This window comes from Azospirillum ramasamyi (assembly GCF_003233655.1).
GTDB classification, from domain to species: domain Bacteria; phylum Pseudomonadota; class Alphaproteobacteria; order Azospirillales; family Azospirillaceae; genus Azospirillum; species Azospirillum ramasamyi.
Map to the genome: position 1 here is coordinate 549,936 of NZ_CP029832.1, position 26,964 is coordinate 576,899.

At 66.7% G+C, this 26,964-nt stretch carries 30 protein-coding genes and 1 pseudogene; 6 read left to right on the plus strand and 25 right to left on the minus strand.

The genetic code is table 11. The features are described from left to right. Window positions 1-15: 15 nt before the first annotated feature. From DM194_RS21815 to DM194_RS21830, 4 genes are read right to left on the minus strand one after another with little or no spacing between them, the layout of a single operon-like run. Complete coding sequence (locus tag DM194_RS21815; protein ID WP_111069638.1) at window positions 16-789, minus strand: ABC transporter permease; 774 nt, start codon at window positions 787-789, stop codon at window positions 16-18. Beyond that, a complete protein-coding gene (locus DM194_RS21820; RefSeq protein ID WP_111069758.1) occupies window positions 786-1,667 on the minus strand; it encodes an ABC transporter ATP-binding protein in 882 nt (293 codons plus the stop codon). The genes DM194_RS21815 and DM194_RS21820 overlap by 4 nt, the downstream gene beginning before the upstream one ends. A gap of 53 nt (window positions 1,668-1,720) precedes the next feature. Then, the gene (locus DM194_RS21825; protein WP_111069639.1) at window positions 1,721-2,512 is read right to left on the minus strand and encodes an SDR family NAD(P)-dependent oxidoreductase; all 792 of its coding nucleotides are present in this window, start codon (window positions 2,510-2,512) and stop codon (window positions 1,721-1,723) included. A 34-nt stretch (window positions 2,513-2,546) separates the two neighbouring features. Then, window positions 2,547-3,599: an ABC transporter substrate-binding protein gene (locus DM194_RS21830; RefSeq protein WP_111069640.1), complete on the minus strand. Its 1,053-nt coding sequence runs from the start codon at window positions 3,597-3,599 to the stop codon at window positions 2,547-2,549. Between the two features lie 167 nt (window positions 3,600-3,766). Between DM194_RS21830 and DM194_RS21835 the strand changes: the two genes are divergently transcribed. From DM194_RS21835 to DM194_RS29190, 4 genes are all read left to right on the plus strand, one after another. Then, window positions 3,767-4,684 carry a LysR family transcriptional regulator gene (locus DM194_RS21835; RefSeq protein WP_111069641.1) on the plus strand — a complete coding sequence of 306 codons (918 nt, stop codon included), beginning with the start codon at window positions 3,767-3,769 and terminating at the stop codon, window positions 4,682-4,684. Between the two features lie 136 nt (window positions 4,685-4,820). Beyond that, window positions 4,821-5,765 (plus strand): 3-hydroxyacyl-CoA dehydrogenase NAD-binding domain-containing protein, encoded by a 945-nt coding sequence (locus DM194_RS21840; RefSeq protein WP_111069642.1) that lies wholly within the window; start codon window positions 4,821-4,823, stop codon window positions 5,763-5,765. Then, a complete protein-coding gene (locus DM194_RS21845; RefSeq protein WP_342792457.1) occupies window positions 5,762-6,478 on the plus strand; it encodes an aspartate/glutamate racemase family protein in 717 nt (238 codons plus the stop codon). The genes DM194_RS21840 and DM194_RS21845 overlap by 4 nt, the downstream gene beginning before the upstream one ends. A gap of 167 nt (window positions 6,479-6,645) precedes the next feature. Continuing rightward, window positions 6,646-7,071 carry a transposase gene (locus DM194_RS29190; RefSeq protein ID WP_111069643.1) on the plus strand — a complete coding sequence of 142 codons (426 nt, stop codon included), beginning with the start codon at window positions 6,646-6,648 and terminating at the stop codon, window positions 7,069-7,071. Between the two features lie 43 nt (window positions 7,072-7,114). Here DM194_RS29190 and DM194_RS21855 read toward each other — a convergent pair whose 3' ends face one another. The 17 genes and pseudogenes from DM194_RS21855 to DM194_RS28795 all read right to left on the minus strand — a co-directional run. Next, entirely contained in the window at window positions 7,115-7,531 is a 417-nt protein-coding gene (locus DM194_RS21855) for a hypothetical protein (protein ID WP_111069644.1), read from the minus strand. A 110-nt stretch (window positions 7,532-7,641) separates the two neighbouring features. After that, window positions 7,642-8,250 carry a TetR/AcrR family transcriptional regulator gene (locus DM194_RS21860; protein ID WP_246024507.1) on the minus strand — a complete coding sequence of 203 codons (609 nt, stop codon included), beginning with the start codon at window positions 8,248-8,250 and terminating at the stop codon, window positions 7,642-7,644. 226 nt (window positions 8,251-8,476) lie between these two features. After that, on the minus strand, window positions 8,477-9,091 hold the full coding sequence (locus tag DM194_RS21865) for an isochorismatase family protein (protein ID WP_111069645.1): 615 nt from the start codon (window positions 9,089-9,091) through the stop codon (window positions 8,477-8,479). Continuing rightward, window positions 9,088-10,134 (minus strand): 2,5-dihydroxypyridine 5,6-dioxygenase NicX family protein, encoded by a 1,047-nt coding sequence (locus DM194_RS21870; RefSeq protein ID WP_111069646.1) that lies wholly within the window; start codon window positions 10,132-10,134, stop codon window positions 9,088-9,090. Before DM194_RS21870 ends, DM194_RS21865 begins: the two co-directional genes overlap by 4 nt. A gap of 26 nt (window positions 10,135-10,160) precedes the next feature. After that, a complete protein-coding gene (locus tag DM194_RS21875) occupies window positions 10,161-10,967 on the minus strand; it encodes an alpha/beta fold hydrolase (RefSeq protein ID WP_111069647.1) in 807 nt (268 codons plus the stop codon). A gap of 12 nt (window positions 10,968-10,979) precedes the next feature. Continuing rightward, window positions 10,980-11,735 carry a maleate cis-trans isomerase family protein gene (locus DM194_RS21880; protein ID WP_111069648.1) on the minus strand — a complete coding sequence of 252 codons (756 nt, stop codon included), beginning with the start codon at window positions 11,733-11,735 and terminating at the stop codon, window positions 10,980-10,982. A 14-nt stretch (window positions 11,736-11,749) separates the two neighbouring features. Continuing rightward, on the minus strand, window positions 11,750-12,970 hold the full coding sequence (locus DM194_RS21885; protein WP_111069649.1) for an FAD-dependent monooxygenase: 1,221 nt from the start codon (window positions 12,968-12,970) through the stop codon (window positions 11,750-11,752). A 227-nt stretch (window positions 12,971-13,197) separates the two neighbouring features. Then, a complete protein-coding gene (locus DM194_RS21890; protein WP_111069650.1) occupies window positions 13,198-13,956 on the minus strand; it encodes an ABC transporter ATP-binding protein in 759 nt (252 codons plus the stop codon). Next, complete coding sequence (locus tag DM194_RS21895; RefSeq protein WP_111069651.1) at window positions 13,953-14,741, minus strand: ABC transporter ATP-binding protein; 789 nt, start codon at window positions 14,739-14,741, stop codon at window positions 13,953-13,955. Before DM194_RS21895 ends, DM194_RS21890 begins: the two co-directional genes overlap by 4 nt. Then, complete coding sequence (locus tag DM194_RS21900; RefSeq protein ID WP_111069652.1) at window positions 14,738-15,697, minus strand: branched-chain amino acid ABC transporter permease; 960 nt, start codon at window positions 15,695-15,697, stop codon at window positions 14,738-14,740. Before DM194_RS21900 ends, DM194_RS21895 begins: the two co-directional genes overlap by 4 nt. 1 nt (window position 15,698) lies before the next feature. Then, window positions 15,699-16,571, minus strand: a complete 873-nt coding sequence (locus DM194_RS21905) for a branched-chain amino acid ABC transporter permease (protein ID WP_111069653.1) — start codon at window positions 16,569-16,571, stop codon at window positions 15,699-15,701. 39 nt (window positions 16,572-16,610) lie between these two features. Then, entirely contained in the window at window positions 16,611-17,747 is a 1,137-nt protein-coding gene (locus DM194_RS21910) for an ABC transporter substrate-binding protein (RefSeq protein WP_111069654.1), read from the minus strand. Between the two features lie 481 nt (window positions 17,748-18,228). Continuing rightward, complete coding sequence (locus tag DM194_RS28300; protein ID WP_162630157.1) at window positions 18,229-18,369, minus strand: hypothetical protein; 141 nt, start codon at window positions 18,367-18,369, stop codon at window positions 18,229-18,231. A 214-nt stretch (window positions 18,370-18,583) separates the two neighbouring features. After that, window positions 18,584-19,861 carry a DEAD/DEAH box helicase gene (locus DM194_RS21915; protein WP_111069655.1) on the minus strand — a complete coding sequence of 426 codons (1,278 nt, stop codon included), beginning with the start codon at window positions 19,859-19,861 and terminating at the stop codon, window positions 18,584-18,586. A 436-nt stretch (window positions 19,862-20,297) separates the two neighbouring features. Beyond that, complete coding sequence (locus tag DM194_RS21920) at window positions 20,298-20,666, minus strand: DUF6481 family protein (protein ID WP_111069656.1); 369 nt, start codon at window positions 20,664-20,666, stop codon at window positions 20,298-20,300. A 181-nt stretch (window positions 20,667-20,847) separates the two neighbouring features. Further along, complete coding sequence (locus tag DM194_RS21925) at window positions 20,848-21,057, minus strand: cold-shock protein (protein WP_111069657.1); 210 nt, start codon at window positions 21,055-21,057, stop codon at window positions 20,848-20,850. Window positions 21,058-21,522: 465 nt separating this feature from the next. Beyond that, a pseudogene (locus DM194_RS28795) lies at window positions 21,523-21,663 on the minus strand (IS5/IS1182 family transposase); the annotation flags it as partial. A 184-nt stretch (window positions 21,664-21,847) separates the two neighbouring features. Here DM194_RS28795 and DM194_RS29195 point away from each other — a divergent pair. Both DM194_RS29195 and DM194_RS28305 read left to right on the plus strand, forming a co-directional pair. Continuing rightward, complete coding sequence (locus DM194_RS29195) at window positions 21,848-22,000, plus strand: hypothetical protein (protein ID WP_425457314.1); 153 nt, start codon at window positions 21,848-21,850, stop codon at window positions 21,998-22,000. A gap of 66 nt (window positions 22,001-22,066) precedes the next feature. Continuing rightward, window positions 22,067-22,240 carry a hypothetical protein gene (locus DM194_RS28305; protein WP_162630158.1) on the plus strand — a complete coding sequence of 58 codons (174 nt, stop codon included), beginning with the start codon at window positions 22,067-22,069 and terminating at the stop codon, window positions 22,238-22,240. Window positions 22,241-22,334: 94 nt separating this feature from the next. Here DM194_RS28305 and DM194_RS21935 read toward each other — a convergent pair whose 3' ends face one another. The 4 genes from DM194_RS21935 to DM194_RS21950 form a co-directional block, all read right to left on the minus strand. Next, entirely contained in the window at window positions 22,335-24,164 is a 1,830-nt protein-coding gene (locus DM194_RS21935) for an SLC13 family permease (RefSeq protein ID WP_111069659.1), read from the minus strand. A gap of 234 nt (window positions 24,165-24,398) precedes the next feature. Then, window positions 24,399-24,671: an HAD family hydrolase gene (locus DM194_RS29200; RefSeq protein WP_162630129.1), complete on the minus strand. Its 273-nt coding sequence runs from the start codon at window positions 24,669-24,671 to the stop codon at window positions 24,399-24,401. A 117-nt stretch (window positions 24,672-24,788) separates the two neighbouring features. Beyond that, window positions 24,789-25,604, minus strand: coding sequence for a maleate cis-trans isomerase family protein (locus DM194_RS21945; protein WP_111069661.1), 816 nt, complete (start codon window positions 25,602-25,604; stop codon window positions 24,789-24,791). A 62-nt stretch (window positions 25,605-25,666) separates the two neighbouring features. After that, window positions 25,667-26,914: a D-amino acid dehydrogenase gene (locus tag DM194_RS21950; RefSeq protein WP_111069662.1), complete on the minus strand. Its 1,248-nt coding sequence runs from the start codon at window positions 26,912-26,914 to the stop codon at window positions 25,667-25,669. Window positions 26,915-26,964: the final 50 nt, after the last annotated feature.

Genomic DNA, 26,964 nt, shown 5'->3' on the forward strand with positions numbered 1-26,964 from the left:
AAGGGCGGGGAACGGTCACCCCGCCGCGAACTCGGTCTTGCGGCTGGCCCAGCCGGTGACGCGGCGCTCGATCAGCGAGAAGACCACGTAGAGCGCGATGCCCAGACCGGCGAGGATGAACAGTCCGGCGAAGACCAGGGGGACGTTGAAGTTGGAGGAGGCGAGCAGCATCATGTTGCCGACGCCGCGGTTGGAGGCCACCGTTTCCGAGATCACCGTCCCGACGAAGGACAGGGTGACGGCCACCTTCAGCGACGCGAAGAAATAAGGCATTGCACGCGGCAGGCCGACATTCAGCAGGATGTCGCGCTTCGACGCCTTCAGGGTGCGCAGCACGTCCTCAAGCTCCGGCTCGGTCGTGGCGAGGCCGGTCGCCATGTTCACCACCACCGGAAAGATCGAGATGACCATCGAGGTCAGCACCGCCGGCATCGTGCCGGATCCGAACCACAGGACGAAGATCGGCACCACCGCCACCTTGGGGATGGAGGAGAAGCCGACCAGCAGCGGGAAGGCGACGTTGTAGGCCAGGCGGGAGGAGCCGATCAGCAGCCCGATCACCACCCCGGTCCCGACGCCCAGCGCGAAGCCCACCAGCGTGGTGTAGAGCGTCTGCACCGCGTGCGGCATCAGGGCCGGCCAGCGGTCGATCAGCGTGACGACGATCTGGCTCGGCCGCGGCAGGATGATCTCGCGGATGCCGAAGACGAGGCAGGAGACCTCCCAGAGGATGAAGACGCCGGCGATGAGGAAGACGGAGGCCAGCTTCTCACGGTTCACGGCGGTCATGGCTGTGCTCCCCCACCGCTCCGCGCGGCGACGATGAGCCCGCGCAGGGTGTGCGTCAGGGTGTTGAATTCCGGCTGGACCGTGGTTTCCAGCGTGCGCGGGCGCGGGAAGTCCACGCGCTCGTCGACCAGGATGCGGCCGGGACGCGCGCTCATCACCATGATGCGGTTGGCAAGGAAGGCGCTTTCGCGCAGGTCGTGGGTGACCAGCAGCACGGTCGGCCGGCGCTCCATCCACAGGGTCTGCAGGGTGGCCCACAGTTCTTCGCGCGTGAACTGGTCCAGCGCGCCGAAGGGCTCGTCGAGCAGCAGCAGGGTCGGATCGTGGATCAGGGCGCGGCACAGCGAGGCGCGCTGCTGCATTCCGCCGGACAACTGCCAGGGGAACTTGTCCGCGAAGTCCAGCAGCCCGACCTTGGCGAGCAGGGCGTCGGCGCGGTCGCGGTACTCGCCCTTGCGCTTGTGCCGCCAGTCCTTGCGGAAGGGATGGGCGATCTTCAGCGGCAGCATCACGTTCTTGCGGATGCTGAGCCAGGGCAGCAGCGTCGGATTCTGGAAGGCCATGCCGATGCGCACGTCTTCCGCCCCGACCTCGCGCCGGGCGACGAAGACATGGCCGCTGGACGCCTTCAGCAGACCGGCCACCAGCTTGAGGATCGTGGATTTGCCGCAGCCGGAGGGACCGACCAGCGCGATGAAGTCGCCCACGTCGATGCGGAAGCTGCTTTCGGCGAGCGCCTGGGTCGCCGCCGCATCCCGCCCATAGGAGACGGCGACGCGCTCGAACTCGATGATGGGCCATGCCGCGCCGGGGCGCTGGAGGCCGGCCGCCGTGGTCAGTTCGGCCGTTTCGGCCGGTATGGCGTTCTGCAGGAACATGGTCGGTCCTTCCGTCTTCTGGCCCGCCGGATTCTGATCCGCCGGGCGCGCGGTCACAGCGCCGCCCAGCCGCCGTCCACCGGCAGATCCACGCCGGTGATCTGGCGCGACAGGTCGCTCGCCAGGAACAGGCAGGCGTTGGCCACGTCCTCGCCGGTGGAAACCCGGCGAAGGGCATAGTCTTCGGCGTGGCGCTCGACCGCCTGCTCCTCGCTGATGCCAAGGCGGCGGGCCATCTCGGGGACGACCTTGCCGCGGAAGCGCGGTCCTTCGACCATGCCGGGGGCGACGCAGTTGACGTTCACGTTGAAGGGGCCGGCCTCCAGCGCGAAGGATTTGGTGATGCCGCGCAAGCCCCATTTGGACGCCGAATAGGCCATCCGGCCCGCCCGCCCGCGCATCCCGAAGGTGCCGCCGACATTGACGATCTTGCCGTAGCGCTGGGCCGCGAAGGCCGGCATGACGGCGCGCATGGTGTTGAAGCAGCCGGTCATGTTGAGCCTGACGATCTCGTCGAACTCCGCCTGGCTGGTCTCCCACCCGGTCTTGCCGATGGGGCCGGAGCCGCCGGCGACGTTGACGAGCACGTCGATCCGGCCATAGGCGGCGAGCGCGCGCTCCGCCGCGCCCTGGCACTGTCCCTCGCTGGTGATATCGCAGGGGATGACGATGGCCTCCCCGCCGCCGGCGCGGACCCGGGCCGCGACCGGTTCGATCGCTGCGGTGTCGCGCCCGATCAGGGCCAGACGGCAGCCCTCGCCGGCGAAGGCCATCGTCACCGCCTCGCCCATGCCCTTGGCCGGGCCGGTGATGAGCACGACCCGCCCCTTCAGATCCAGATTCATCCTCTTAGCCCTTCATTCTTTCTGTGGAGGCGCGTCACTGGACGACGCGGCTGGGGCGGTCGGCGCGGGGCGGCAGATAGGCGGCGGTGAAAACGTCCGACGCCTTCGGCGTCCGCTCCAGCCCGTTCGCCTTGACCACGATGTCGATGGAGCGCTGGAACCGCTCCGGATCCACGTCGCCCAGTCCGATCCGCGCGATCTCCGGATGGTTCATTTCCTGCCGGATGGTGGCGACGGTGCGTTCGACCTCGACCTTCTCGTTCAGCAGGGGTTCGCGCTTCATCACCGCCTTGGTGGCCGTGGCCGGATCGGCGATCATGTCCTTGGTGGCGCGGTTGATGGCGCGCAGAAGGCCTTTCACCGCCTCGCCGTTGTTCTGTGCGAAGGCGCGCGAAACCACGATGGCGTTCGAATAGAGATCCATGCCGTAGTCGCCGTACTTGATGAACCGGAAGTCCTTTTCAGGATTCATGCCGGCCGCCTTGGCACCGAAGGTGATGGTATTGACATAGCCGAGTACGCCATCCACCTGTCCGCGCATCAGCATCTGCTCGCGCAGATTTGCCTGCATATTGGTCAGCGTGACCGTTTTGGCGTCGATTCCGGCCATGGTGGCGAAGGCGGGAAACAGCTTCAGGGCGCCGTCGTTGGCCGGGCTGCCGATGGTCTTGCCTTCGAGATCCTTCGGCGTGCGGATCGGCCCATCCGCCTTCACGGCGACGGTGAAGGGCGGTGTGTTGTACATCATGTAGACGGCGATCGGCGCCTCGTCCGGCGACTTGGCGGCGAGCGTGATGAGGGAGTTGATGTCGCCGAACCCGACGTCGTAGGAACCGGTCGCCACCTTGGTGATGGACGCACCGGACCCTTCGCCCTGGTCGATGGTGACCTTCAGCCCTTCTTCCTTGAAATAGCCGTTGTCCTCGGCCAGCAGGATCAGCGCCTGGGGCCCCTGGTACTTCCAGTTGAGGACCAGCTTGACGGGGGTTTCCGCCATCGCGGCGCCGGCGCCGCCAAGGGAGCCGCCGATCACGCCGAACAGAACGCCCGCCAAGGCCGCGGAGCAGGTGTGCAACAGCTTTCCCATGAGGCCGCCATCTCCCGTGAAGTGTGGCAGGAAGCCCCTGTGCCGGTTACGTCCGGCTTGGCGCATCCTGGGGACTGGGAAAGGCTATGCGTGCGCGAACATCACCTCAAACGCTGATTTTCTGCTAAGGTGATGCCGAAAAGTATACACCCGGAGAGTTGAGCGGCATGAGGCACCTGCGTATCTGGCGCTACGTGGACGAGGCGGCGCGGTTCGGTTCCCTGCGCAAGGCGGCGGAGCATCTGAACATCACCCCCTCCGCGCTGCAGCGGCGCATCCAGGATGTGGAGGAAGACCTGGGGGCGGAAATCTTCGAACGTTCGGCCCAGGGCATCCGCCTGACCGCGGCGGGCGAGAGCTTCATCCGCTGGGTGCGCGCCCAGGCCGCGGATTTGGAGCGCGTGCGGTCGCAGATCGAGGATCTGTCGGGATTGCGGCGCGGCCATGTGCGGATCGCCTGCAGCCAGGCACTGGTCAGCTCCTTCCTCGCCGAGGAGATATCGGCCTTCCGCGAGCAGTTTCCGCTGGTCAGCTTCGAGATCCTGGTGGTTTCCCAGGGCACGGCGCTGAAGATGCTCGGCGATTTCGAGGCCGACATCGCCATCATCTTCAGCCCGCGCCGGACGGCGGAATTCCAGCCGCTGATGACGCTCGGCCAGCGGGTCGTCGCGATCATGGCCGCCGACCACCCGCTGGCGGGCCAGCCGAGCCTGCGTCTGCGCGATTGCTCCCCCTATCCCATCGCCTTGCCGGATGCCAGCTTCGGGACGCGCACAATCCTGGATGAGATGCTGGCGGTCAGTTCCACCAAGCTGTCGGTGGAGCTGGAATCCAATTCCTTCGAGATGCTGCGCAACCTCGCCCGTACCGGAAAGGTCATAACCTTCCAGATCGAGATCGGAGCCCCCTCTCCGGCCCTTGAACCGGGGCTGACGGTGATTCCGTTGAGCGACATCGATCTGGCCCACGGCCCGCTGGTGCTGGGGCAGCAGAAGGGGCGCACCCTGCCGGTCGCCTCCGCCAAATTCGCCGAGCAGATCTCCCGCCGTCTCGATGAAATGCGCCGGACGCCGCAGCCGGCCTGACGCGCTCCTGCCGGATGCGGGAAACCGCCGCGGATGGCGGCGCGAAAGGCGGTTCAAACGGCGGCTGCGCGGTTGTCTTCCGCTGGCGGCTCGGTCAATGTTCTCCTCCAAAACAACAATCCAGGAAATCCCGTCGATGCCGTCCCCCCTGCAATCGACCACGTCCGTTGCGGTGCTTGGCTGCGGCCTGATCGGCGAGAGCTGGTCGGCCCTGTTCCTGGCCCATGGGCTGGACGTGGTGGCCTGGGATCCCGACGACGGCGTGCTGTCCGCCCTGCCGGAGCGCGTGGAGCCGCTGCTGGCGCAGTTGCGGGCGCTCGGCCCCGTGTCCGACCGGCCCGGCCGCCTGTCCGTCGCCCCCTCGGCCGCCGCCGCCGTCGGCAACGCCGGATGGATTCAGGAGAACGCGCCGGAGAAGACCGCCGTCAAGCACGCCCTCTATGCCGAGGTGGAGGCCGCGGCGCCGCCGGACGCGGTGATCGCCAGCAGCACATCCTCTCTGACCTGGACCGATCTGGCGGCAGGCGTGACGCGGCGCGACCGGTTCATCACCGCGCACCCCTTCAATCCGCCGCATCTGATGCCGCTGGTCGAACTGTTCGCCGCCGATGAGCGGACGCTGGGCCGCGCCGAGAGCTTCTACCGAAGCCTGGGGCGCGTGACGGTGGCGTTGAAGAAGGATGCGGTCGGCCATATCGCCAACCGCCTTGCCTCCGCCCTGTGGCGCGAGGCGGTGAACATCGTCGCGGAGGGCATCGCCGATGTCGGCGACGTCGATGCGGCGCTGGTCCACGGCCCCGGCCTGCGCTGGTCGGTGATCGGCGCCCATATGGCCTATCATCTGGGCGGCGGTCCCGGCGGCATGGCCCATTACCTCGACCATCTCGGGCCGAGCCAGGAGCGGCGCTGGGCGACGCTCGGCACCCCGGGTTTGACGCCGGAAGTCCGGCGTCTGCTGATCGACGGAATCGCACAGGAGGCCGCCGGGCGCTCCATCGCCACGCTGGAGGCCGAGCGCGACCGCGGGCTGATGCTGGCGCTGGCAGCCCGGCGGAAAGCAGAGGAGGGAGAAAACCCGTGACCGACGATACGAACGCCGCCATGACGGCGCCTCCCCAGGGGCCGCGCATCGCCCTGATCCATGCACTGGAGGAGTCGGTCGTTCCGGCGCGAACCGCCTTCCGGGCGCATTGGCCGGAGGCGCGGATCTTCGACCTTCTCGACACCTCGCTCGCCGTCGATCTGGCCGAGGCGGGCCGGCTCGACGAGGCGATGATGGGGCGTTTCCGCACGCTGGCCGATTATGCCGCCGACACGGCGGGAGCGGGCGGGCGGACGGCGGGCATCCTGTTCACCTGTTCCGCCTTCGCCCCGGCCATCGACGCGGTCAAACCGTATCTGCCAATCCCGGTGTTCCGCCCGAACGAGGCGGCATTCGAGGCGGCGATGGCGATGGGCAACCGGATCGGGATCGTCGTCAGCTTCGGCCCCTCCGCCGACTCGCTGCGCGCCGAGCTACTGGCGATGGCCGCCGCCGCCGGCCGCCGGATCGAGGCCGTGGTTGCCGTCGCCGACGGCGCGCTGGCCGCGCTCAAGAGCGGCGACGGTGACGGTCACGACGACCGCGTGGTCCAGGCCGCGGGGCGGTTGCGGGACTGCGACGTCGTCGTTCTCGGCCAATTCTCGATGGCGCGGGCGCTGGCGAGGGTGCAGCCGCTGTTGACCGTCCCGGTGCTCACCACGCCCGGAGCGGCTGTGGAGGCGCTGCGCCGGCTGACCGGGCCGGCATCGTAATGCGTCTCCAGGTCTGGCGGCGGCCGGCGCAGGAAAACCATGCCGGGTCGGATGCGGTGGGTCAGCCCCGGCATGCTGGAACGAATGCCGGCGGTCAGTCCGCCGTGATCTTGCCCCGGTTCGGTGGACACCACAGCTAAGCTCCGGGTGGAGCGGGAAGGTGTCCGATGACGCAGACGAGGCGATGCTTCACGGACGAGTTCAAGCGTGAGGCCGTTGGCCTGTTGGAAGCGAGCGGCCGGCCACTGGAGCATGTGGCGCGGGAGTTGGGCCTCCAGGCCTCGGTGCTGCGGAACTGGCGGCGGGTAGCCCAAGGCCACCCGCCGCGCACACGGTCTGGCGCCCCTGCCGTACCCGGCACGGCCATGCCGGCCAAGCCGAACGAGCAGACGGCGGAGATCGCGCGGCCGCGCCGCGAACTGGAGCGCGCCCGACAGGAACGCGACATTTTGAAAAAGCCATCAGCATCTTCTCGGAAGCACCGAGATGAGGTTCCGCTTCATCGAGGACCACCGGGACGAGTTTCCGACCCGGCTCATGTGCTCGGTGCTACTCGACCATCGGAGACATCCCCCCCGAACAGGCCGAGCTAAGATCTGAGTGAATCCGTGTCCACCCAACCGGGGCAAGATCACCCTAGTGCTGATCCAGGGAGTCCATGGTCGGTGCATTGGGGCAGATGCTGCCATGGTCCTCGCGGTTGCCGCCGGCCAGCAGCAGGGCGCAGGCGCGGGCCTTGCGGCAATGCATGCACACCCGCGCAAGGTCTCGCATGACATTACCTTGCTCGGCCTCCAGCGTGGTGCCGTCCAATCCGTGCAGGGCGAGTGCGGCCGGCAGCAGGCTTTGCACATGGCCGCCACGGGCAAGGGCCGGCAGGTCCCCCTCGGTCAGCCCGGCATCCTGCAGCACCGCCCTGCGGTCGAGCGGCTCCAGCGCCGCCAGCGCCTGCATCTGGCGCCTGCTGCGCCAGCGCGCCAGCAGCCCCGCGCACCAGCTGCCGCAGGCAATGGTGCGAGCAGGCGCGGCGGATGTGTGAAAGGAGATCGGCATGATCGGCACCCTCCAATTAATCAATCGATTAATATTGCGCTGGCGGGGGGAGGCGCCTTGATGCAGATCAGTTCTGCGTGTGAAGGGACGCGGAGGGGGCCGCAGCCCCCTCAGGGTGCCGGAGCCAGCATGCCGGCGGTGACGAAGCTGGTGATCGCCTTCAGGATCTCCTCCGGGTCATCGGGGTTGACGATGCCGGGCGCCATCTCCTCCAGCCGGTGGGTGTCGGAGAAGGCGTAGAGATAGGCGCCGATCATCAGCGTCATCCGCCAGTAGACGTCCTTTTCCGACAGATGCGGCAGGGCGTCGCGCAGGGCCTCTGCGAACAGACGGGTGGAGGTCTCGTAGGCCTCGTTGCGCAGCTTGTAGGAGATCTCCGGCGGTTCGGTGTGCAGCCGGGCCTGCAGCCGCATGAAGGTGCGGCCGGCTGCGGTGGAGCGCATTGACAGGGCCGGCATCAAGAAGGCGCGGACGATGTCGGCCACTGCCGGGGGCTTGCCGCTTCGGCGCAGTTCCTCCAGCCGCTGCATGCGGTCGTCGGCGATCTGCCGGCCGCGGCGCAGGAAGACCTCTTCGAACAGGCCGTATTTGGAGCCGAAGTAGTAGTTGATCAGCGCCTGAGTCACTTGGGCAGCCTCGGCGACGTTGCGCAGGCTGGTGCCGGCATAGCCGAGGTTGGCGAACTCGATCTCCGCCGCGTCGAGGATCTCGTCGCGCACGTTGCTGACGCCTTCCGGCCGGCCAGGGCCGGCCCGGCGGCGTTGGGCCGGGCGTCCCCGCTTGGGAGCCGTCCCCGGGGGCGCCGTCTCCGTGGACGCCACCTCCGGTTCCGGGGCCGCCTTGGACTGTGAACTCACTGATTTCATGACATCCGCGGAGGAATCGTCCTTGACGCGGACACGTATATCACCGTTGGTCAATGGTGCACCCACTCGTTTCACCCCGTCACAGCGTCAGCACACGCCCTGCGGGTACGACATCGCCGTATTTCTGGGCGATATCGAACAGGTTGGCCTCGTGCGGAGCGATGGCCCGGTCGCCGACGCAATCGGACAGCACCACCGGCCGGAAGCCGTGGCCCATGGCGTCCACCACACTGGCCCGCACGCACCCCGAGGTGGTACAGCCGGCGACCAGCAGCGTCTCCACCCCCATCCGCGTCAGCCAGGGGGCGAGGCCGGTGCCGAAGAAGGCCGACGGATTGGTCTTGCGCACCACCAGCTCGCCCGCTGCGGGCGTCAGTTCCGGGACGATGGCGCTGGCCGGGGCGTCCTCCGTCAGCGTCAGCATGCCCGGCACCTTGATCGAGAAGACCGTGGCGTCCGCCCCATCGTCGGCATAGACGATCCTGCTGTGGGCAACCGGCCAGCCGCGCTTGCGGGCCTCCTCAAGCACCGTCACCGTGCGGGCGATGGCGGCGGGGATATTGCCCCCGCCGAATACCGCCGGGTCGGCGAAGCCGTTGACGAAATCGACGATCAGCAGGCCGATCCGCCCCTGGATGCCCAGAGATTGGCCGAAGCCCTGACGCTCGTAGACCGCTTGCGTCGGCTCGGTCATGCCACCGTCTCCTCTTCCAGAAGACGGCCCTCACGGACCACCTCGCGGCCATCCAGCCGGACGGTGCAGTTGCGCATGGGGATGTCGATATGGCAGGCGGTGGTGCGCGACCCTCCGCCCTCGTTGTTCGGTCCCATGGAGAACAGGAAGTTGCCGGCGAAGGCGCGGGCATCCATGCCGATGGTGCCCTCCCGGTCATAAAGGCCGAGCGTCGACCAGCGCGCCCGCTTCTGCAGACCCCAGCCGACATGGGAGACGGCATAGGCCTCCGGATCGTTGAAGACCTCCATGTAGTCGTTCAGAAGATCGGCATCCATGCCGCCGGTGATCGAGGTGACATAGCCCTTCTCCACCGTCATCTCGATGCAGTCGGTAACGTAGGACTTCATCGGCAGCAGGATGTCGCCGCGCTCCAGCACGACACGGCCCTCCGCCTTGCCCTCGTTGGGGAAGGTCAGGCCGAAGCCGCTCGGCCAATGGTCCCAGCGGCCGGGCTCGTCGACGAATCCGTATTCCTGGATCGCCGGGAATTCGCCCAGCGGCAGCCGCAGCTCGGTGCCGGCGGCCGAGGTGACCGTCATCTCCTTGGCACCCGTCAGCAGGGCGGCGGCCTCGCCGACGCGGGCCTTGTCCTCCAGACTGGGCAGCAGGCGGACCAGCACCTCCGGCGGCTCGACGGCCAGCAGGATGCGGGTGCCGCTCTCCAGGATTTCCGCCTGTTCAGGCGAGAACAGCAGTGTCATCAGGTCGAGAACGATGTCGCTTTCCTTCAGCGCCGCGATAGCGGCGCGGTTCCCGGTCAGCGGCGTGGTGCCGAGATAGGCCAGGCTGTCACGGCTGTGCGCGAACTCGGCGTTCATCGGCGGCAGGTCGAGCCGGTTGACCACGGCCCCCATCATCCCGGCGGCGATCCGCGCGGTCTGCAGGGTCTGCGGGTGGGTGTTGGCGCTGGTCAGCAGGGTGACCGTGTCACCGGGCTTCAGGTTGGACAGGGTGAGGACATGGGTCCAGGCGCGGACCATGTCGGCATCGCTGACGGGCATCGCGGGAGTCCTTTCGTTTGTGGGGTTCAGACCGGCTTGCCGAGGAAATCGCCGAACGCGCGGTAGAAGCCTTCCTCATCGTCCCAGGGGATCATGTGTCCGGCGTTCTCCACCCGAACCACTCCCATCGCGGGGTTGAGGTCGCGGATCTCCGCCTCCTCATCCGGCAGGATCACGTCCCCGCGGCCGGCCGCGATCAGCAGGGCCGGGCAACGGACACGCGGGAAGTCCGCGTGGATGTCGTCGGTCCGGAAGCCCTCATAGGCGGTGACGATGGCCCGCTCGTCGCAGGTGTGCAGCCATTCGGCGCGCAGGCGCAGCTGCTCGTCGCTCCAGGTCGGGCAGAAGGGGCGCATGGCTTCCAGATCGGCGCCCCGCGCCATCAGGCGGATGGAATCGACATACCAGGGAAGCTGCGCCGGGTAGGGGCGGCGGCCCGGCCCCGACACCGGCGGATCGACCATGACGAGGCAGCCGGGCTCGGCTCCATGACGGCTGACTGTGCGCAAGCCGATGCGGGCACCCATGGAATGGCCGACCAGCGCATAGCCCGCCAACCCCAGCTCCGCCGCGAAGGCGGCCACGTCGGCGGCCATGGCATCCAGCCCATAATCGAGCCTGTCCGAGGCTTCCGACAGGCCGCGGCCGCGGACGTCCAGCACATAGGTGTCGAAGTTGCGGCCGAAGCGTTCGGCGACGAAGCCCCACGTCGGCGCCGGGCTGGTGATGCCCGGCACGATCACCACCGGACGGCCGGCGCCGCCATAGCGCAGGTAATGCTGGCGGATGCCGTTGGCGCGGATGTTGGCGCCGTATTGAAAGGTGCTGCTCATGGCGTCCCCTCCTCAATAGGCGCCGGATAGCAGCGCACCGGCACCGGGCACCACCGTCCTCAGGTCCAGCGCTTTCAGCATGGCGTAAGTGGTGGCGACGGCGGCGGTGATCACCGGCTTGCCGGTCATCGCCTCCACCTTCGCGATCACCGGCAGCGATGGCATCTGCACGCAGGCCGACAGCACGATGGCGTCGACGTTGCCGGTCTCCATCCTGGCGACGATCTCCGGCAGGCGTTCTGGGTCGTGACGGCCGACGGCGATGTTGTCGGGGATCTCCAGCGCCCGCCAGTCGGCGACCTCCACCCCTTCATGCTCGATGTAGTCGATGACCAGACTGGTCAGCGGCTTCATGTAGGGAGCGACCAGGGCGATGCGCTTTGCGCCGATGACGGGGAGCGCGTCGACCAGGGCGCCGGCGCTGGTGATGACCGGAGCAGGTGCCCCGTTCTCCGCCGTGCGGCCCTGGAGCCGCTCTTGCGAGACGCGGTGATAGCCGCGGCCCATGCTCATGATCGCGACGAGGCAGGCATAGCCCAGCACGTCGACGCGGGCGTCGGTGAGTTCCAGCGCGCAACGGTCGGACTCGCCGTCCATCGCCGCCAATTCCTCCTTCGCGACCGTCTTCATGCGCATGCGGCTGGAATGGAAGGTGAAGCGGGTGCCGTGCGCCAGCGCGTGGGCGGTCAGCATCGCCGGGATCTCCGTCTCCATCGTCGTGTTGGAGCTGGGGACGATCTGGCCGATGCGATAGGTGCGGGTGGTCATTGCGGGGGCGTTCCTCAGGCGGCGAGTTCGGAAGCGGCGGCGACGCCGGGGCGGAATCTGCGGGCGTCGTATTCGTAGACCCAGTTGGCCTGGATGCCGGTGGCCTGCGGGTTGATCAGGCCGCGCAGCCAATAGACGAAGTCGCGCTTGGCCTGGGCGAAGGGGGAGGGCAGGTGGTAGGTCCGCCCACGCTCCCGCGCCTCCAACTGGACCCGGCTGGTGCGGGGCAGCCGCTCGCGCTCATAGTCGCGCAGGGCGGCGGGCACGTCGCGGCCGTGGCCGTCCAGCGAGGCGGCCAGCACATAGGCGTCCTCGATCGCCATGGCGGCACCCTGCGACAGGAAGGGCAGCATCGGATGTGCGGCGTCGCCCATCAGCGTCACCCGACCCTTCGACCAGCCCGTCATCGGATCGCGGTCGAACAGGCCCCATTTGTAGACTGTGTCCACCCGCTGGAAGAGCGTCTCCACATTGCGGTGCCAGCCCTGGAAGGCGTTCAGCAATTCGCTGCGGCTGCTTGGAGCGTTCCAGCTTTCCTCCACCCACTCGCTGGTCTCGGCGACCGCGACGATGTTCACCGCCTTGCCGCCGCGGACATAGTAAGTGACGACATGGCTCTTCGGGCCGAACCAGAAGGACGCCTCCGGCGCCACGAAATCCACCGGGCCGCCGACCGGCACCACGGCGCGGTAGCACATGTGGCCGGTGAAGCGCGGTGCCTCCGGACCGAACAGGGCGGCGCGCACGGCGGAGCGCACGCCGTCGGCGCCGACGATCAGGTCGGCCTCGAACTCGCTGCCGTCGTCGAAGGTGGCGACGGCGCCGTTCGGCTCCTGCCGGACGCCGGTGCAGCCGATGCCGAAGGTCGCGATGGACTCCGGCACCACCGAGGCCAGGATGGCATGCAGGTCGGCGCGATGGATGTGGATGAAGGGCGCGTCGTACAGCGTCGGGCAGTCGATCAGCGGCGTGCGGAAATTCTCCCGCGCCGTGCGCCAGTTGCGCCCGACCAGCGCCTGCGGCAGGAAGCCAGCCTCCAGCATCCTGTCCAGCAGGCCCAGGGTCTTGATGACCTTGACGGCGTTCGGCGTCATCTGGATGCCGGCGCCGATCTCGCCGAAGCCGCCGGCGCGCTCGAACAGTCGCACCTCGAAGCCCCGTTGCAGCAGGCAGCCGGCCAGCGCCACGCCGCCGATGCCGCCGCCGACGATTCCGATACGCGGTTTGCTTCTCACTCTATCCCTCCAGGGAGTTGCCAATAATTAATCGGTCGGCTGTTTAATTAGCGTTTGCGCACGGCGCCAGCGGTTTGGTGACGGGCTTGCCTTCCCCGACCGACCCTTGCTCCGCGGGAGAGGGGGGCAGGGTTCGAAGCGGCGGATTTCCCTCTCCCGTGATCGGACCGGCCTTCGCCTGGCCGAGAGTGGGGAAGGGTCGGGGAGGGAAAAGCCGCGCCCGCGGCTCATCCGCCCAGATAGGCCTTCAGCAGTTCCGGGTCGCCGCGCAGGTCGGCGGTCGGGCGGGCGGCGGCAATGCGGCCGGTCTTCACCACATAGGCGCGACTGGCGACGGCCAGCGCGTTGTGGATGTTCTGTTCGACCAGCAACACCGTGACGCCATGGGCGTTGATGGCGCGCACCACCTCGAATACCTCCTCGGCCATGCGCGGGCTGAGGCCCAGGCTCGGCTCGTCCAGCATCAGCAGGCGCGGTTCCGACATCAGCGCGCGGGCGATGGCCAGCATCTGCTGCTCGCCGCCGCTGAGTGTGCCCGCCAACTGCCGGGCCCGCTCGCGCAGGCGCGGGAAGCGGTGGAAGGCCATGCCCATGCGGGTGCGCACCTCGTCCTTCGAGCGGCAGAGATAGGCGCCGAGCGCAATGTTCTCCTCCACCGTCATGCCGGGCCAGACGTGGCGTTCCTCCGGGCAATGGGCGATGCCGGCGGCGACGATCTCCTCCGGTGGGCGGTTGGCGATCGATGTGCCGTTCCAGGCGATGCTTCCCGACCGTGTTTTCAGCAGGCCGGAGATGGCGCGCAACGTGGTGCTCTTGCCGGCGCCGTTGGCCCCGATCAGCGCCACCGTCTCGCCGGCATGGACGTCGAGCGAGATGCCGTGCAGCGCCGCGGTGCTGCCGTAGGAGACATGCAGATCCCGCACCCGCAGCACCGGCTCGACCATGCCCAGGGCTGTGTCCGGGGCGTCCATCGTTATCGTGCTCATGCCGCCGCCTTGCCGAGATAGGCCTCGGCGACCTTCGGGTTGTCCAGGATCGCGCGCGGTTCGCCTTCCGCCAGCATCTGGCCGAAGTTCAGCACGACGATGCGGTCGCACACGCCCATGACCAGTTCCATGTTGTGTTCGACGATCAGCAGCGACCGCACCGCCTTGCCGACCAGGGTCTTCAGCGTCTCGCCGAACTGCATGGCCTCGTGGCTGTTCAGCCCGGCGGCGGGTTCGTCCAGCATCAGCAGGGTCGGCTTGGCGGCCAGCGCCACGGCGACCTCCAGCAGGCGAAGCTCGCCGCAGGACAGGAGATGCGCAGGCGCGTTCATGCGGCGGGACAGGCCCATGGTCTCGACGATGGCGGCGGCACTTGCCCGCGCCTCGCATTCGGCGCGGCGGACCTTCTCGCCGGGGAAGAAGGTGGCGAGCAGCGACTGGCGGCTTTCCATGTAATGTCCGGTCAGCACATTCTCGAAAACCGTCAGCCGTTTCATCACGTTGGTCTTCTGAAAGCTGCGGATCAGGCCAAGCCGCGCGATGGCGTGGGGCTTGTGGCTGGTGATGTCGGTGCCATTGAAGAAGACCCGCCCTTCGGTGGGTGTGTAGAAGCCGGTCAGCATGTTGAAGCAGGTGGTCTTGCCGGCGCCATTGGGGCCGATCAGTCCGACGATCTCGCCGGGACCGACCGCGAACCCCACTTGCTTCACCGCGGTGATGCCGCCGAAGCGCATCGTCAGGTTCTCGGCCCGCAGGAGCGGCTCGGTGTTGTGGAGGGCGGTCATACGGTGCGCTCCTCGATGGCGGGGGAGAGGGACGGGACGTCGCCGCGCTGTTCACGGCGCCGGGCGATGAAGCCCATCAGGCCGTTGGGCAGGAACAGCACGATCGCCATCACGATCAGCCCGAACAGCGACAGGCGCAGTTCCTGCAGTTCGCGCAGATATTCCTCCAGCAGGGTGACGATGACCGCCCCCACCACTGGACCCAGGAGCGTGCCCTTGCCGCCCATCAGCACCATGATGATGATCGTCGCCATGAAGGCGAAGCGGAACACTTCCGGCCCGACGAAGGAGATGTAGAAGGCATAGAAGCCGCCGGCCAATCCCGCCATGAAGGCGCCCAGCACGAAAGCCTGCATGGCAGTGCCGAAGGGGTTCACGCCGATGGACTGTGCGACGTAGCGGTTTTCCCGCACCGCCACGGCGGCGCGGCCGGCGTTGGAATAGACGAAGCGGTAGGACAGGTAGAAGGTCAGCGCCGCCAGTCCCAGCACGATGGCGAGGAAGGCGCTCTTGTTGGCGATCCCGCCCTGGCCGACGCCGGCCAATCCCATCGGGCCGTTGGTCACGGCGATCCAGTTGTTGGCGACGATGCGCAGCACCTCGGCGAAGGACAAGGTGACGATGACGAAATAGGGGCCCTGCAGACGTAGCGTGATGGCGCCGATGGCAAGCCCGAACAGCGCGGCCACCACGCCCGCCGCCGGCACCGCCGCCCACATCGGCCAGCCGGCATTCACCGACAGCAACGCCGCGGTGTAGGCGCCGGTGCCGAGGAAGGCGGTGTGGCCGAGCGAGAATTCACCGACATAGCCCACCACCAGATTCAGGCTGTTGGCGAGGATGGCGTAGAAGATCGCCATGATGGCTAGGTGTAAGATGTACTGATCGGTGATCGCGAAGGGCAGCATCGCCGCCAAAACCCCGAGGGCGAGGAGGATGTTGCGTTCCAGCGTCATGTCAGGCCCTCTCCGCCCGGATCGAGAAGAGACCCTGCGGCCGCAGCACCAGGATCAGGATGACCAGCAGGAAGCCGATGATGTCGACCATGCCGGTGGCGACATAGCCGCCCCACAGCGCCTCGGCGACGCCCAGCAGCAGGCCGCCGGCGATGGCGCCGGGGAAGCTGCCCATTCCGCCCAGGATCACCACGACGAAGCTCTTCAGGCTGACCAAGCCCCCGACCGACGCCTGCGCCGAATAGATGCTGGCCAGTAGCATGCCGGACAGCGCCGAAAGGGTGCAGCCCAGTGCGAAGGTCGCGGCATAGACCTGCTTGGTGCGGATGCCGGCGAGGCTGGCGGCCATCGGATCCTGGAAGGTGGCGCGCATGGCGCTGCCCAGCCGGGTACGGTGGATGACTGCATACGCCCCGACGATCAGCGCGATGCCGATGACCATCGCGAGCAGCCGCATCTTGGTGATGGTGACGGGGCCGAGGAAGATCGGCCCTTCGGTGATGGCGCGCGCGACCTTCAGCGGCGCCGGGCCGATGGCGAGCAGGGTGATGTTGACCAGGAAGATCGACAGCCCGATGGTCAGCAGGATGCCCGGCTCCTCGCCCTGGCCGCGGACGCGCTCGATCAGGACGCGGTCCACCAGCCAGCCGAAACCGCCTATCGCCAGCGCCACCAGCACCAGACCTGAGAAGAAATCAAGCCCGAGGTAGGTGGTGACGAACCACCCCACCACGCCGCCCATCATGTAGAATTCGCCATGGGCGAAGTTGACCACCCGCATCAGACCGAAGATCAGCGTCAACCCCAGCGCAGACAGCGCATAGAAGACGCCGACCACCAGCCCGTTGGTCAGGAATTGCAGGAACAGATCCATTGCAGTCTCAGCCTCGCTGTGGCGTGGGGCCGTGCCGCCTCACTGCGGCGCTTCGACGGGGGATGTGGCGACGACCTTGGGCGTGCCGCCTTCGATGCGCACCAGCACGGCGTCGAAGCCATAGGCCTGGCCTTTGGCGGTGAAGCGGTATTCACCGTTCGGCGCTTTGTAGTCGGTCTTGCCCAATGCCGTGCGGATGGCCTCGGCATCAGTGCTGCCGGCCTGGGCGATGGCCTGGGCGGTGATGTTCAACGCGTTGTAGCCGGCCGCCCCGTACTTGCCGGGCTTAATCTTGTACTTGGCCTCATAGGCCTTCACGAATTCCTGGTTGCGCGGGGTGTCGACGCTGGAAACGTAGGGAACGGCGGCATAGATGCCTTCGGCCGCGTCGCCGGTCAGGTTGATGAAGTCGGCTGTCGCCCAGGATCCGACGCCGAACACCTTGCTCTGCACACCCATTTCCTGAAGCTGCTTGACCAAGATTGAGCCGTCCTGCGTCTCGGCCGCGATGAAGATACCGTCGGGCTTGGCAGCGCGCAGCTTGGTCAGCAGGGTGAAGTAATCGGTGGTGCCATGGTCGAAATACTCGGTCAGGGCCGTCTTCACGCCCAGTGCCGACAAATCGCGGGAGAATTCCTCCACCCCGCCGCGGCCCCAGTCGTCGTTGACGCCGACATAGGCGACCGACTTCAGCTTCAGATCGTTGGCGAGGATCTTGGCGAAGGCCTTGGCCATCAGCGCATCGGTTTCGGCCGCGCGGAAGAACCAGGAATTGTTCTGCTCGGTCAGGGCGGCGCTCGAGGACACGCCGGTGACCAGAGGGATCTTGTATTTCTGCGCCACCGGCATGATCGCCGCGGTGGCGGAGCTGCAGAAAGCACCGACCAGAACGGCCACCTTGTCCTTCTGCACCAGCTTTTCGACCGCGTTGACCGAGTTTGCTGGGGCGCATTGGCCATCCTCGATCACCAGTTCGACCGGCTTGCCGAGCACGCCGCCCTTGGCGTTGATCTGCTCGACCGCCAACCTGGCGCCCTCGATTACTGATTTTCCATTATAGGCTACGGAGCCGGTCAGCGGCTCGACAAGGCCGATCTTGATGCTGTCTTGCGCGTTTGCCGGACCAACCGCGGCGACACCCGTGGCGAATACGCATCCCAGAACGTAGCGGTACATCTCTAACCCTCCTGTCCCTTGAGGATGTGTGGAATTGGTCTTGATCCCACCCCTGCGCGGGTGTCGGTCCTGCCGGGCACGCGCGCGGGGGTTGCCCCCATTCAGGGTGCCTATGCACCGTATTCCATGCGGCAAGGCGAATTTATTATCCGCCCAATTAATTATTGCACTGACGTTAGCGAGGGTCGGCGCCCCCTGTCAATCCCGATTCTTGGCCTGTTCGGTGGCTGGATCGGAGGACTTCACGCCGCACAGCAAAATACGGGCCAAATCGAACAAGCTGCGGAACGCGGCAGTTCCCGCCTTCAGGCCATGGGAGCATTGAAGCACCGGGACATCAGAGTGCCCAGAATTCGCGCATGCACCTGCATTCCATGCAGTCCGCCCAGAACTCAGGCAGTTACCATGGGAAATGAGGGGCGGCGCCGGCGTGTTGCAGGGAGCCTGATGGGGCGAGAGATTGCCCGAGCCCTGAAGGTGATCATGTGACGCGGACGGAGTTTGGGCGTCCGAGGTCGAGCATGCGGTTGAGGACCAGGATGCCAATGGCGGCCTCCGTGGCCTGCGCCTGATCGGAATGGAAGCGCAGCCCCTCGCCGAGGAGGCCCTTCCAGCGTGCCATTCGGCTCTCCACGCCGGCCCTCTTGAGTGCGCAAGAGCCCAAACCGGGACAAGATCAGGCTTCCCCTCAGCTACACCGCCTCATGGGGCAGGATCTTCAAGCCGTTGCCCTGCAATTTCCGCAGATGGGCGCCCGATGCCCGTTTCGGTTCCCCAAGAAAAAGGCGCGGTCCCGAAGGGCCGCGCCTGATCTGCTTGTCTTGCCAGAACGTGTGTTACCAGCGTCCGGCACGGGCCTGTGGTCTGCCCTGACCGCCGTCGCGCTGCCACGGCCTTGCTCCGCCGCGATTGGCTGGGGGGCGGCCCGCAGGCCGTCCCGTGCCGCCGGAGAAGGAACGTTGTGGCTCCATGCCGGAGATCGTATGGATCGCCAGCGTCGCACCGGTGAAGCGTTCGATGCGGGACAGCGTCTCGCGATCGGCGCGGGAGGCGAAGGATACAGCGATGCCCGAAGCACCGGCCCGGCCGGTGCGGCCGATGCGGTGGACATAATCCTCGGCCGAGCGCGGGAGGTCGAAATTGATGACGTGTGTGATGTCGCGCACGTCGATACCGCGGGCGGCAACGTCGGTTGCCACCAGCAGACGGACTTGGCCGGTGCGCAGCCGCTGAAGGGTACGGTTGCGCTTGGACTGATCCATGTCGCCGTGCAGGGCGGCGGCGGCATGGCCGGCAGCGCTCAGTTCCTCCGCCAGTGCGTCGGCGTCGCGCTTGGTCGCGGCGAAGATGATCGCCTTGCCGACCTCGCCTTGGCCGGCGAAGTGCATCAGCAGCCGGCGCTTGTGCTCCATGTCGTCGGTATGGTGCAGGCGCTGTTCCACGTTAATCGCGGTCGCTTGGCTCTGGACAGCGACGCGCTCCGGGTTGCGCAGCAGCTTGCCGGCGAGCTGGCTCATGCGACGGTCCAACGTCGCCGTGAACAGCAGCGTCTGGCGGCCGGCCTTGCAGGCGTCGGCGATCCGCTCGACGTCATCGAGGAAGCCCATGTCCAGCATGCGGTCCGCCTCGTCGAGGATCAGCACCTCGACGGAGCTGAGGTCGATGCGCTGCCGTTCGATGTGGTCGATCAGGCGGCCGGGTGTTGCCACCACGACATGCACCGGGCGCGATAGCATGCGAAGCTGCTCGCCATACGGCATGCCGCCGACCACGTCGATGATGTTCATGCGCAGCGGCTTGGCGTATTTGCGCGCAGCCTGGGTGACCTGGCTTGCCAGTTCACGCGTCGGGGCAAGCACGAGGATGCGCGGCGCGGCGACGGCGGGAGGGGGCAGTTCGGCAACGCGGGTCAGGGCCGGCAGCATGAAAGCCGCAGTCTTGCCAGTTCCAGTTTCGGCGGTGGCGAGGATGTCGCGGCCGGTCAACGCCGGCGGGATGGCCGCCGCCTGAACGGGCGTCGGGGTGGTATAGCCATGCTCACCCAGAGCCTGGGCGATTTTGGAATGAATGCCGAGATCAGCAAACGTCTGTTCGGAAACGAAGTCTTCGGACAAGGAGCGGAACCTTCCACACGCATGACGGCGCAAAGCGGACCACGCCCCCGGTTGGGGAACGGTCAAGCGCCGGCGATCTCGCCAGGAGGAGGTCGAAAGAGGGAGTTGCGACTTGCTGAGGAGCGCGACAGGTCTGTCGCGCCAAGAAACCTACCGCGTCTCTCTCAAGAGACGGTTAAGCCTCCAGCGATCAATAACCCTATAGTAGAACATGAGGCTATAATATCAAGATTATTCGACGATCAGGATCGAAATTCGACGCTTGTCAGCCATGTGCAGGCATTTTATAGGCGGTGACGACTTGGGCTCCGATTTTTCCGGCTTTTCTCATCGTCTGTTTTTTAACTCCCGTCATCCGGTTCGGAGGCGCTCGGCGTCTCGTCCGGACGGCTTTGACGGTGCCGCTTGGACACCGCCTTCTCGACACTGCGGACCGTCAGCGTTTCCTGGCCTTGCGGGCTGCATAGCGGGCATCGCGTGCGGCTTTCGCCTCCGCTGCCATGGCCATTTGACGCGCAGCTTGCTCGGCGATTTCCTGGGTCTTCAGCGCCTCGCGGGAGGCCAACTCGGCTTGTTCCGCTTGCAGGGCCACCTGCTCGGCAGCCCTGCTGGCGTCACGCGTTGCGTTGCGCTCGGCCTCGCGAGCCTCACGGGCGATGCGCACGGCTCGCCGGGCTTCTTCCCGCTCTGCGAAGGCCAGATCGTTCACATTCGATTGCGTTTTGAACTTCTCGAGCAGGGCCTTTTTTGCGCCCGCAGCCGTGCTCAGACGCTCGGAAAGCCCTGCGTTTTTAAAGCCGTTCATGTTTTCCCATTTCGTGAATCCGGCCGCCCCCAGGGTAGGCCGTCAGGCAAATCTAATATCGGTCACGGTCGCCTAGGGCGACGTTGCTGCACCGGCCATGGGGACCGGCAGCTTCGTTTCCGGATCTCGGTACAAAAAAAAGGGCGGCCGGAGCCACCCTTCTTTCCCGGACCTGCTGCACTCAGATGGCGCGCAGGTTCTCGGCGGCAACTTTGCCACGGCGAGGGTCACGAACCGCGTCGAAGGACAGCTTCTGGCCCTCTCCGAGGTTGTTGATCCCCGCGCGCTCGACGGCGGAGATGTGGACGAACACGTCAGCCGTGCCGTCTTCCGGCTGGATAAAGCCGAAGCCCTTGGTCGAATTGAAAAACTTTACGGTTCCGATGGCCATGGGTCAGTTCCCTTCCTGGCGTTGCCCGCACAACATTGCGCAGGGCATCAATCTCACTTCGGGAAGAGACTCAAATCCTTGGACGGGATCGGAATAACAAAGCCCAGAGCAACCTCGACTAGCAGAAAGTGGGGTGTGGCCCGATATCTTGCAAGCGAAAAATGCCGGTGGGCGGCCATGCATAATTCGATTGCCGGACAATCATCTCGATATGAGGCTCGTATTGGCGTTTTTCTCTGACGCCGAAACCGCTTGTCGCATAGGGCCAACGCGAACCACCGCCACCATATTCCGAAGACACGCAACGGAGCCGGTCGTGCGAGGTTGACAATGCCCTGATCGGTGCCGAAGTACCAGGACCGTCTGAAGTGATGTGGTGGACGGCCCCTCAGAGTTGGTTTCTTCGACGGCATCAGCTTGCCACCGATCCCAGAAGGTGGAAGGGCCGCCCACCACATCACGTCAGAGCATGGTGTCATGGACATTCGCGGCAGATGGCATGACCGTCAGCGGCAAGCCGTCAGTCGAGACGACCACGTGATACTTGGTGCCGGGTTTGCCGCGGTCGGTCGGGTTCGGCCCGGTCAGATGCCCGCCTCTCTGTGCCAAAGGCACAGGAAACCGACCGCAGATCAGCGGGTTTCCCCAGGGGGATCATCGGATGAGAGTTCTGGAAACCGGCTCTTAAGCGCCGTCGGCCCCGGCTGGGTGACAGGTGGTTGTTGAATGAGGTGTTAAGCACCAATGCCTGTGGCGCGCGATCGACCAGAACGACGTTAGTCTCGACATCTTGGCCCAAAGCTGGCGCAACAAGAAGGCAGCCAAGCGATTCTTCCGAAAACCGCTGAAAGGCCTGCGCTACGCGCCGCGCGTCCCCGTGAACGACAAGCTGCAGTCATACGCAGCGGCGAAGAAGGATTTGGGTCTCGGACGCGCGCATTGACAAAGCCAATATCTGAACAGTGCTTGTGAAGTTTTTCACCAGTCGCCCCGACGACGCGAGCAGCATATGAAGAGCTTCAAACCGGTCCGGCACGCCCTGCGGGTCCTGTCCACCCACAGCCCCGGCCACAACCACTTCCAACTGCGTCACCACCGGACCTCCACCTCCAAGTACCGCGCTGCCCGCACTTGTGCCTTCATCAGGTGGCGCGAGGCGACCGGCATCGCTCAGAGCGGCTGAACCAGCTTACGGCCGGGCTGTTCAAGTTTGTAACGCGATCAACCGATCGCCAACTTGACAGCATCATTAGGAACGCCGGCCGTAGCGGGCGCGATCACAGTGGCAGCAGCAAGGGCACCAGGATCACGCTGACCGCCATCACGAGGATGGCCAACGGCACGCCGACCCGCAGGAAATCGACGAAACTGTAATTGCCGGGCCCCAGAACCAGCGTGTTCACCGGCGACGACACCGGCGTCATGAAGGCCGTGGAAGCGGCAAGCGCGACGATCATGGCGAAGGGGTAGGGCGACGCGCCCAGTTCCTTGGCGACCGCCAGAGCGACCGGGGCCATCAGCACCGCCGTGGCCGTGTTGGAAATGAACAGACCGAACAGCGCGGTCACGGTGAACAGCCCGGCCAGGATGGCGTGGGAGCTCGCGTCCCCGACCACGCCGAGCAGGGCGCTGGCCGCCAGATCCACGCCGCCCGTCCGCTGCAGCGCGATGGAGAAGGGCAGCATGCCGACGATCAGCACCAGGCTCTGCCAGTGGATGGAACGATAGGCGCTGTTGAAATCGACGCAGCGCAGCAACCCCAGCAACAGACAGCCGATCAGCGCGGCCTGCACGTTGGGAACGACTCCCGACACCATCAGCGCGACGACGACGAGAATGGAGAAGACCGCGTGCGGAGCGCGGGGAGCGGCGGGGATCACCTCGTCCAACTCCTCCGGCAGGCTGAGGACGATCATCGTCTTCGGGTCTGCCTGAAGCCTGCGGATCGCCTTCCAAGGGCCGATCAGCAGCAGCGTGTCGCCGAGCTTCAACTTCTCGTCCAGCAGGCTTTCCTTGTGCGCGGTGGTGCCGCGCCGCAGGCCGACGACGTTCAGTTCGTATTCGGTGCGGAAGCGGGAGCCGACCACCGTCTTGCCGATCAGCGTCGAGGTCGGCGGCAGCATGACCTCGGCCATGCCGATTTCCTGCGAATGGTCGGAGAAGTACATTCCCGTCAGCGGCAACCGTTCCAGTTGGAAGCGCTTGACCACCGACGTGATGTCAACCGATGGCGAGGCCAGATCGAGATACAGCACGTCGCCGACATGCAGCGCGGTCAGCGCGGTCGGACGCATGATATGGGTACCCATCCGGCTGTGCCGCTCGATGGCGACGATGTTCACGCCCGAGGTGCCGCGGAGATTCAGTTCCTCCAGAGTCTTGGCGACCAGCGGAGAATGCGGCGTGACGCGCAGCCGGGTTTCCCGTTCCGCCAGCCCGTATTCTTCGATCCAGTCGGCCAGCCGGGGCCGCCGTTGGTCCGACTTGCGTTCCTGGACGGACGTCACCAGCCAGCGGCGGGCGAAGACCATATAGGCGATGCCGACGATCAGCAGCGGAACGCCGAAGGGCGTGATGCTGAAGAACTGGAAGCCCTCGAACCCATGGCGGACCAGTTCGCTGTTCACCACCAGATTGGGCGCCGTGCCGACCAGCGTCATCATGCCGCTGAACAGCGCCGCGACGCTCAACGGCATCATCAGGCGGCCGGGCGCGATGGAGGCGCTCTGCGCGATGCGCAGGACCACCGGGATGAAGATCGCGACGACGCCCGTCGAACTCATCACCGATCCGACAGCCGCGACGAGCAGCATCAGCAGGCACAGCAGCCGTGTCTCGTTGCGTCCCGCGCGGGAGCACAGCCAGTCGCCGAGCCGCTGCGCCACGCCGGTTCGCACCAGCCCCTCGCCGATCACGAACAGGGCGGCGATCAGGATGATGTTGGGATCGCTGAACCCCGCCAGCGCCTCGTTCATGGAGATGATGCCGGTGAAGGGCAGGACAACGATCATGATCAGCGCCACCGCGTCCATGCGCGGCTTGTTGAAGGCGAACATCACGACCGCCGCGGCAAGCAGCAGCAGCGTTACGGCGAGATCTGAAAGCATATCTTCTTATTGGTAACGGGCAGGACGGTTGCGCCGCGATGCTAAAGCATGGTTCGACGATGGGAAAGCCCCGGTAATTACGGAGCTTGACCGATTCGATTGCAGGAATTCGCACCGAAGCGATGGGCGATGCATCTCAAGATTGAGAATCACCACCTTGCCATGGTGGCGGAAGATCGTCGCGGTCAGCTTGACCGCCGTCTCGCCAGATCGGCGAACCTGTCGGGAATGCCGTCATGCGGCAGGCTCTCCATTGGCACCCGGGAGTGGCGGTGGAGTGCTGTCAGAACCCGCGCGGGTGGCGGCCACGCCATGCTCGTTGTCGCCGACGAAGGACCGTGCCGCCGGCAGATCGACCGGCGGGCGCCCCAACTCGGCGAGCAGGGCGTTGGATGCGTGCATCAGATCGGCGGCGCTGTCCACCAGCGTGCCGTCGAGGTCGAAGGCCATGGCGCGGATGGCGGGACGGCTTGAGCGTCGGTCGAGGCTGTCGGCGGGGTCGGTCACGGTACCTTGCTGGCGGAGGAGGCGGGCCTCCATCTTTACCAACTGCCCGCCGCCATCCGCCGCATAATCTGCCGGTGGACTCCTCAACCCGTGGAAATCGGCATCGACGCGGCCGCGCTACAGCGGTGTGCGGAAAAGCCGGCCGCGGCCGTCCAGCGGATCCGTGACCCCGGCAAGGCGCAGGCTGTGCCAGGCAAGCGCATGGTTGCTCGAGGTGACCGGCTTGCCGGTACGCGCCTCCAGCGTCTCCACCGCCTCGGCAACGCGCAGGCTGGTGCAGGAGACGAAGACGGCGTCCACCTCCGGGTGAGCGGCGGCCTGCTCGACCGCCGCGGCGATGGAGGCCGGAGCGATGCGCGCCGCGACCGTGTCGTCGGGCTCGTCGAAGATCGCCAGCACCGGCACCCGATAGCCGGCCTTCACGAAATAATCCCGCATCGCTTCGCCGACGCGCCGCTGATAGGGCGCCACGAGCCCGATGCGCCGCGCGCCGAGGGCGGCGAGGGCGGCATCCACCGCCTCGACCGGGGTCGTGGTGGCGATGCCCGGCCGCGCCTCGCGAATTCGCTCACGCACACGCTCCGGGCCGATCACCATGCTGCCCGAGGTGCAGCCGAAGGCCACCACGTCCAGCGCCAACTCGGGCAGGATCAGGCGGGTCGTCGGTGCAATGTCCTGCTCCATGCGGGCCAGCGTTTCCGGCACGATCTCCTTGTCGTTCCACAGACGTGCATTGTAGACGGCGACCCCCGGCTGGCCGAGCAGGAAGCGCCACTCATGCTCGATGGTCTGGTCGGTGGCGAGCACCAGCAGCCCGATGGCGGCGCGGGCGGCGAGGCCGCCGTCGGTCGCGAAGGGCAGGACCAGTGTGGCGGGTGGGGCGGCGTCCGTCGAAACGGCGCCCCCGTCGTCGACGGTGATGTTGGTATCCATCTCGGGAGGTCTCCCATTGGCGCGGGGGTGCGGCCATGGACGCGGCGGCACCCGCGCGGCTGTCAGTGGACGGCCTGCATGCCGTCGAGCGGAATGGCCGGAGTCCGGCCGGCGATCAGGTCGGCGGTGATGCGGGCCGATCCGCAGGACATGGTCCAGCCCATGTGGCCGTGCCCGGTGTTGAGAAACAGGTTGCGCTGGCGCCCGCGCCCGAAGATCGGCGTCCCTTCGGGCGTCATCGGCCGCAGCCCCGCCCAATAGCTGGGCCGGCTGTAATCGGCCGCGTCGGGGAAAAGGTCGCGCGCCGCCCCCAGCATGGTCTGGAAATCGGCCGGGCTGTGGCGCTTGTCGTAGCCGGCGAAATCCGCGGTCGCGGTGATGCGCAGACGGTCGCCCATCGGCGCGTAGGCGACGAGGTTCTCCTCGTCCACCCCGCCGATGCGCGGCGCGTTGTTGCGCCCGGCCACCGGCACGGTGACGGAATAGCCCTTGATCGGGTAGATCGGCAGCGACAGGCCGAGCGGCTTCGCCAGCGCCGCGCTCTGGCAGCCGAGCGCCAGCACATAGGCGTCGGCGGTCAGCCTGCCCTTGTCGGTGAGCAGCCCGGTCACCTCGCCGGCGGCGGTCTCGACGCCGCGGATCGTCGTGCCGTAGAGGAAACGCACGCCGCGCTCCGCGCACCAGTCCGCGAGGTTGCGGGTGAACAGCCGGGCGTCGCCGCTCTCGTCGGACGGCGCATAGATGCCGCCGACGATGCGGTCCTTGGTCGGCTGCAGGGCAGGGTCGATGGCGGCGGCGCGGTCGCGGTCCACCACCTCCAGCGGCAGGCCGTTGTCGGTCAGGATCTTCATCTTGGCGACCCCGGCCTCGAAGGCCGCGGGGTTGCGGTAGAGATAGAGCAGTCCGCCCTTGGCCCCGTCGAAGGCGACCCCGGTGTCCTCGACCACCTCATGCAGCATGTCCTGCGAATAGAGGCAGAGCCGAACCTTGCGGGCGGTGTTGACCGCCACCCGCTCCGCCCGGCAGTTGTCGAGGAACTTCAGCGACCAGGACCACAGCGCCGGATCCAGCCGCAGCCGGAAGCGCAGCGCCTGATCGTTGCGCCACAGCGATTTCAACAGGATTTTCGGGGCCTTTGGCGACGCCCATGTATAGGCGTGGCCGGGCGCCACCAGCCCCGCATTGGCGAAGCTGGTCTCGTCTGCGGCCCCGTCATGCCGTTCGACGACGGTGACCTCGTGCCCGTCCTTGAGGAGGCAGTAGGCCGTCGTCACCCCGACGACCCCGCTGCCCATCACGATGACCTTCATGAAAGCCTCTCTGGCATGAACGCCTCCCTGGGATGCGCGCGCGCCCGGCC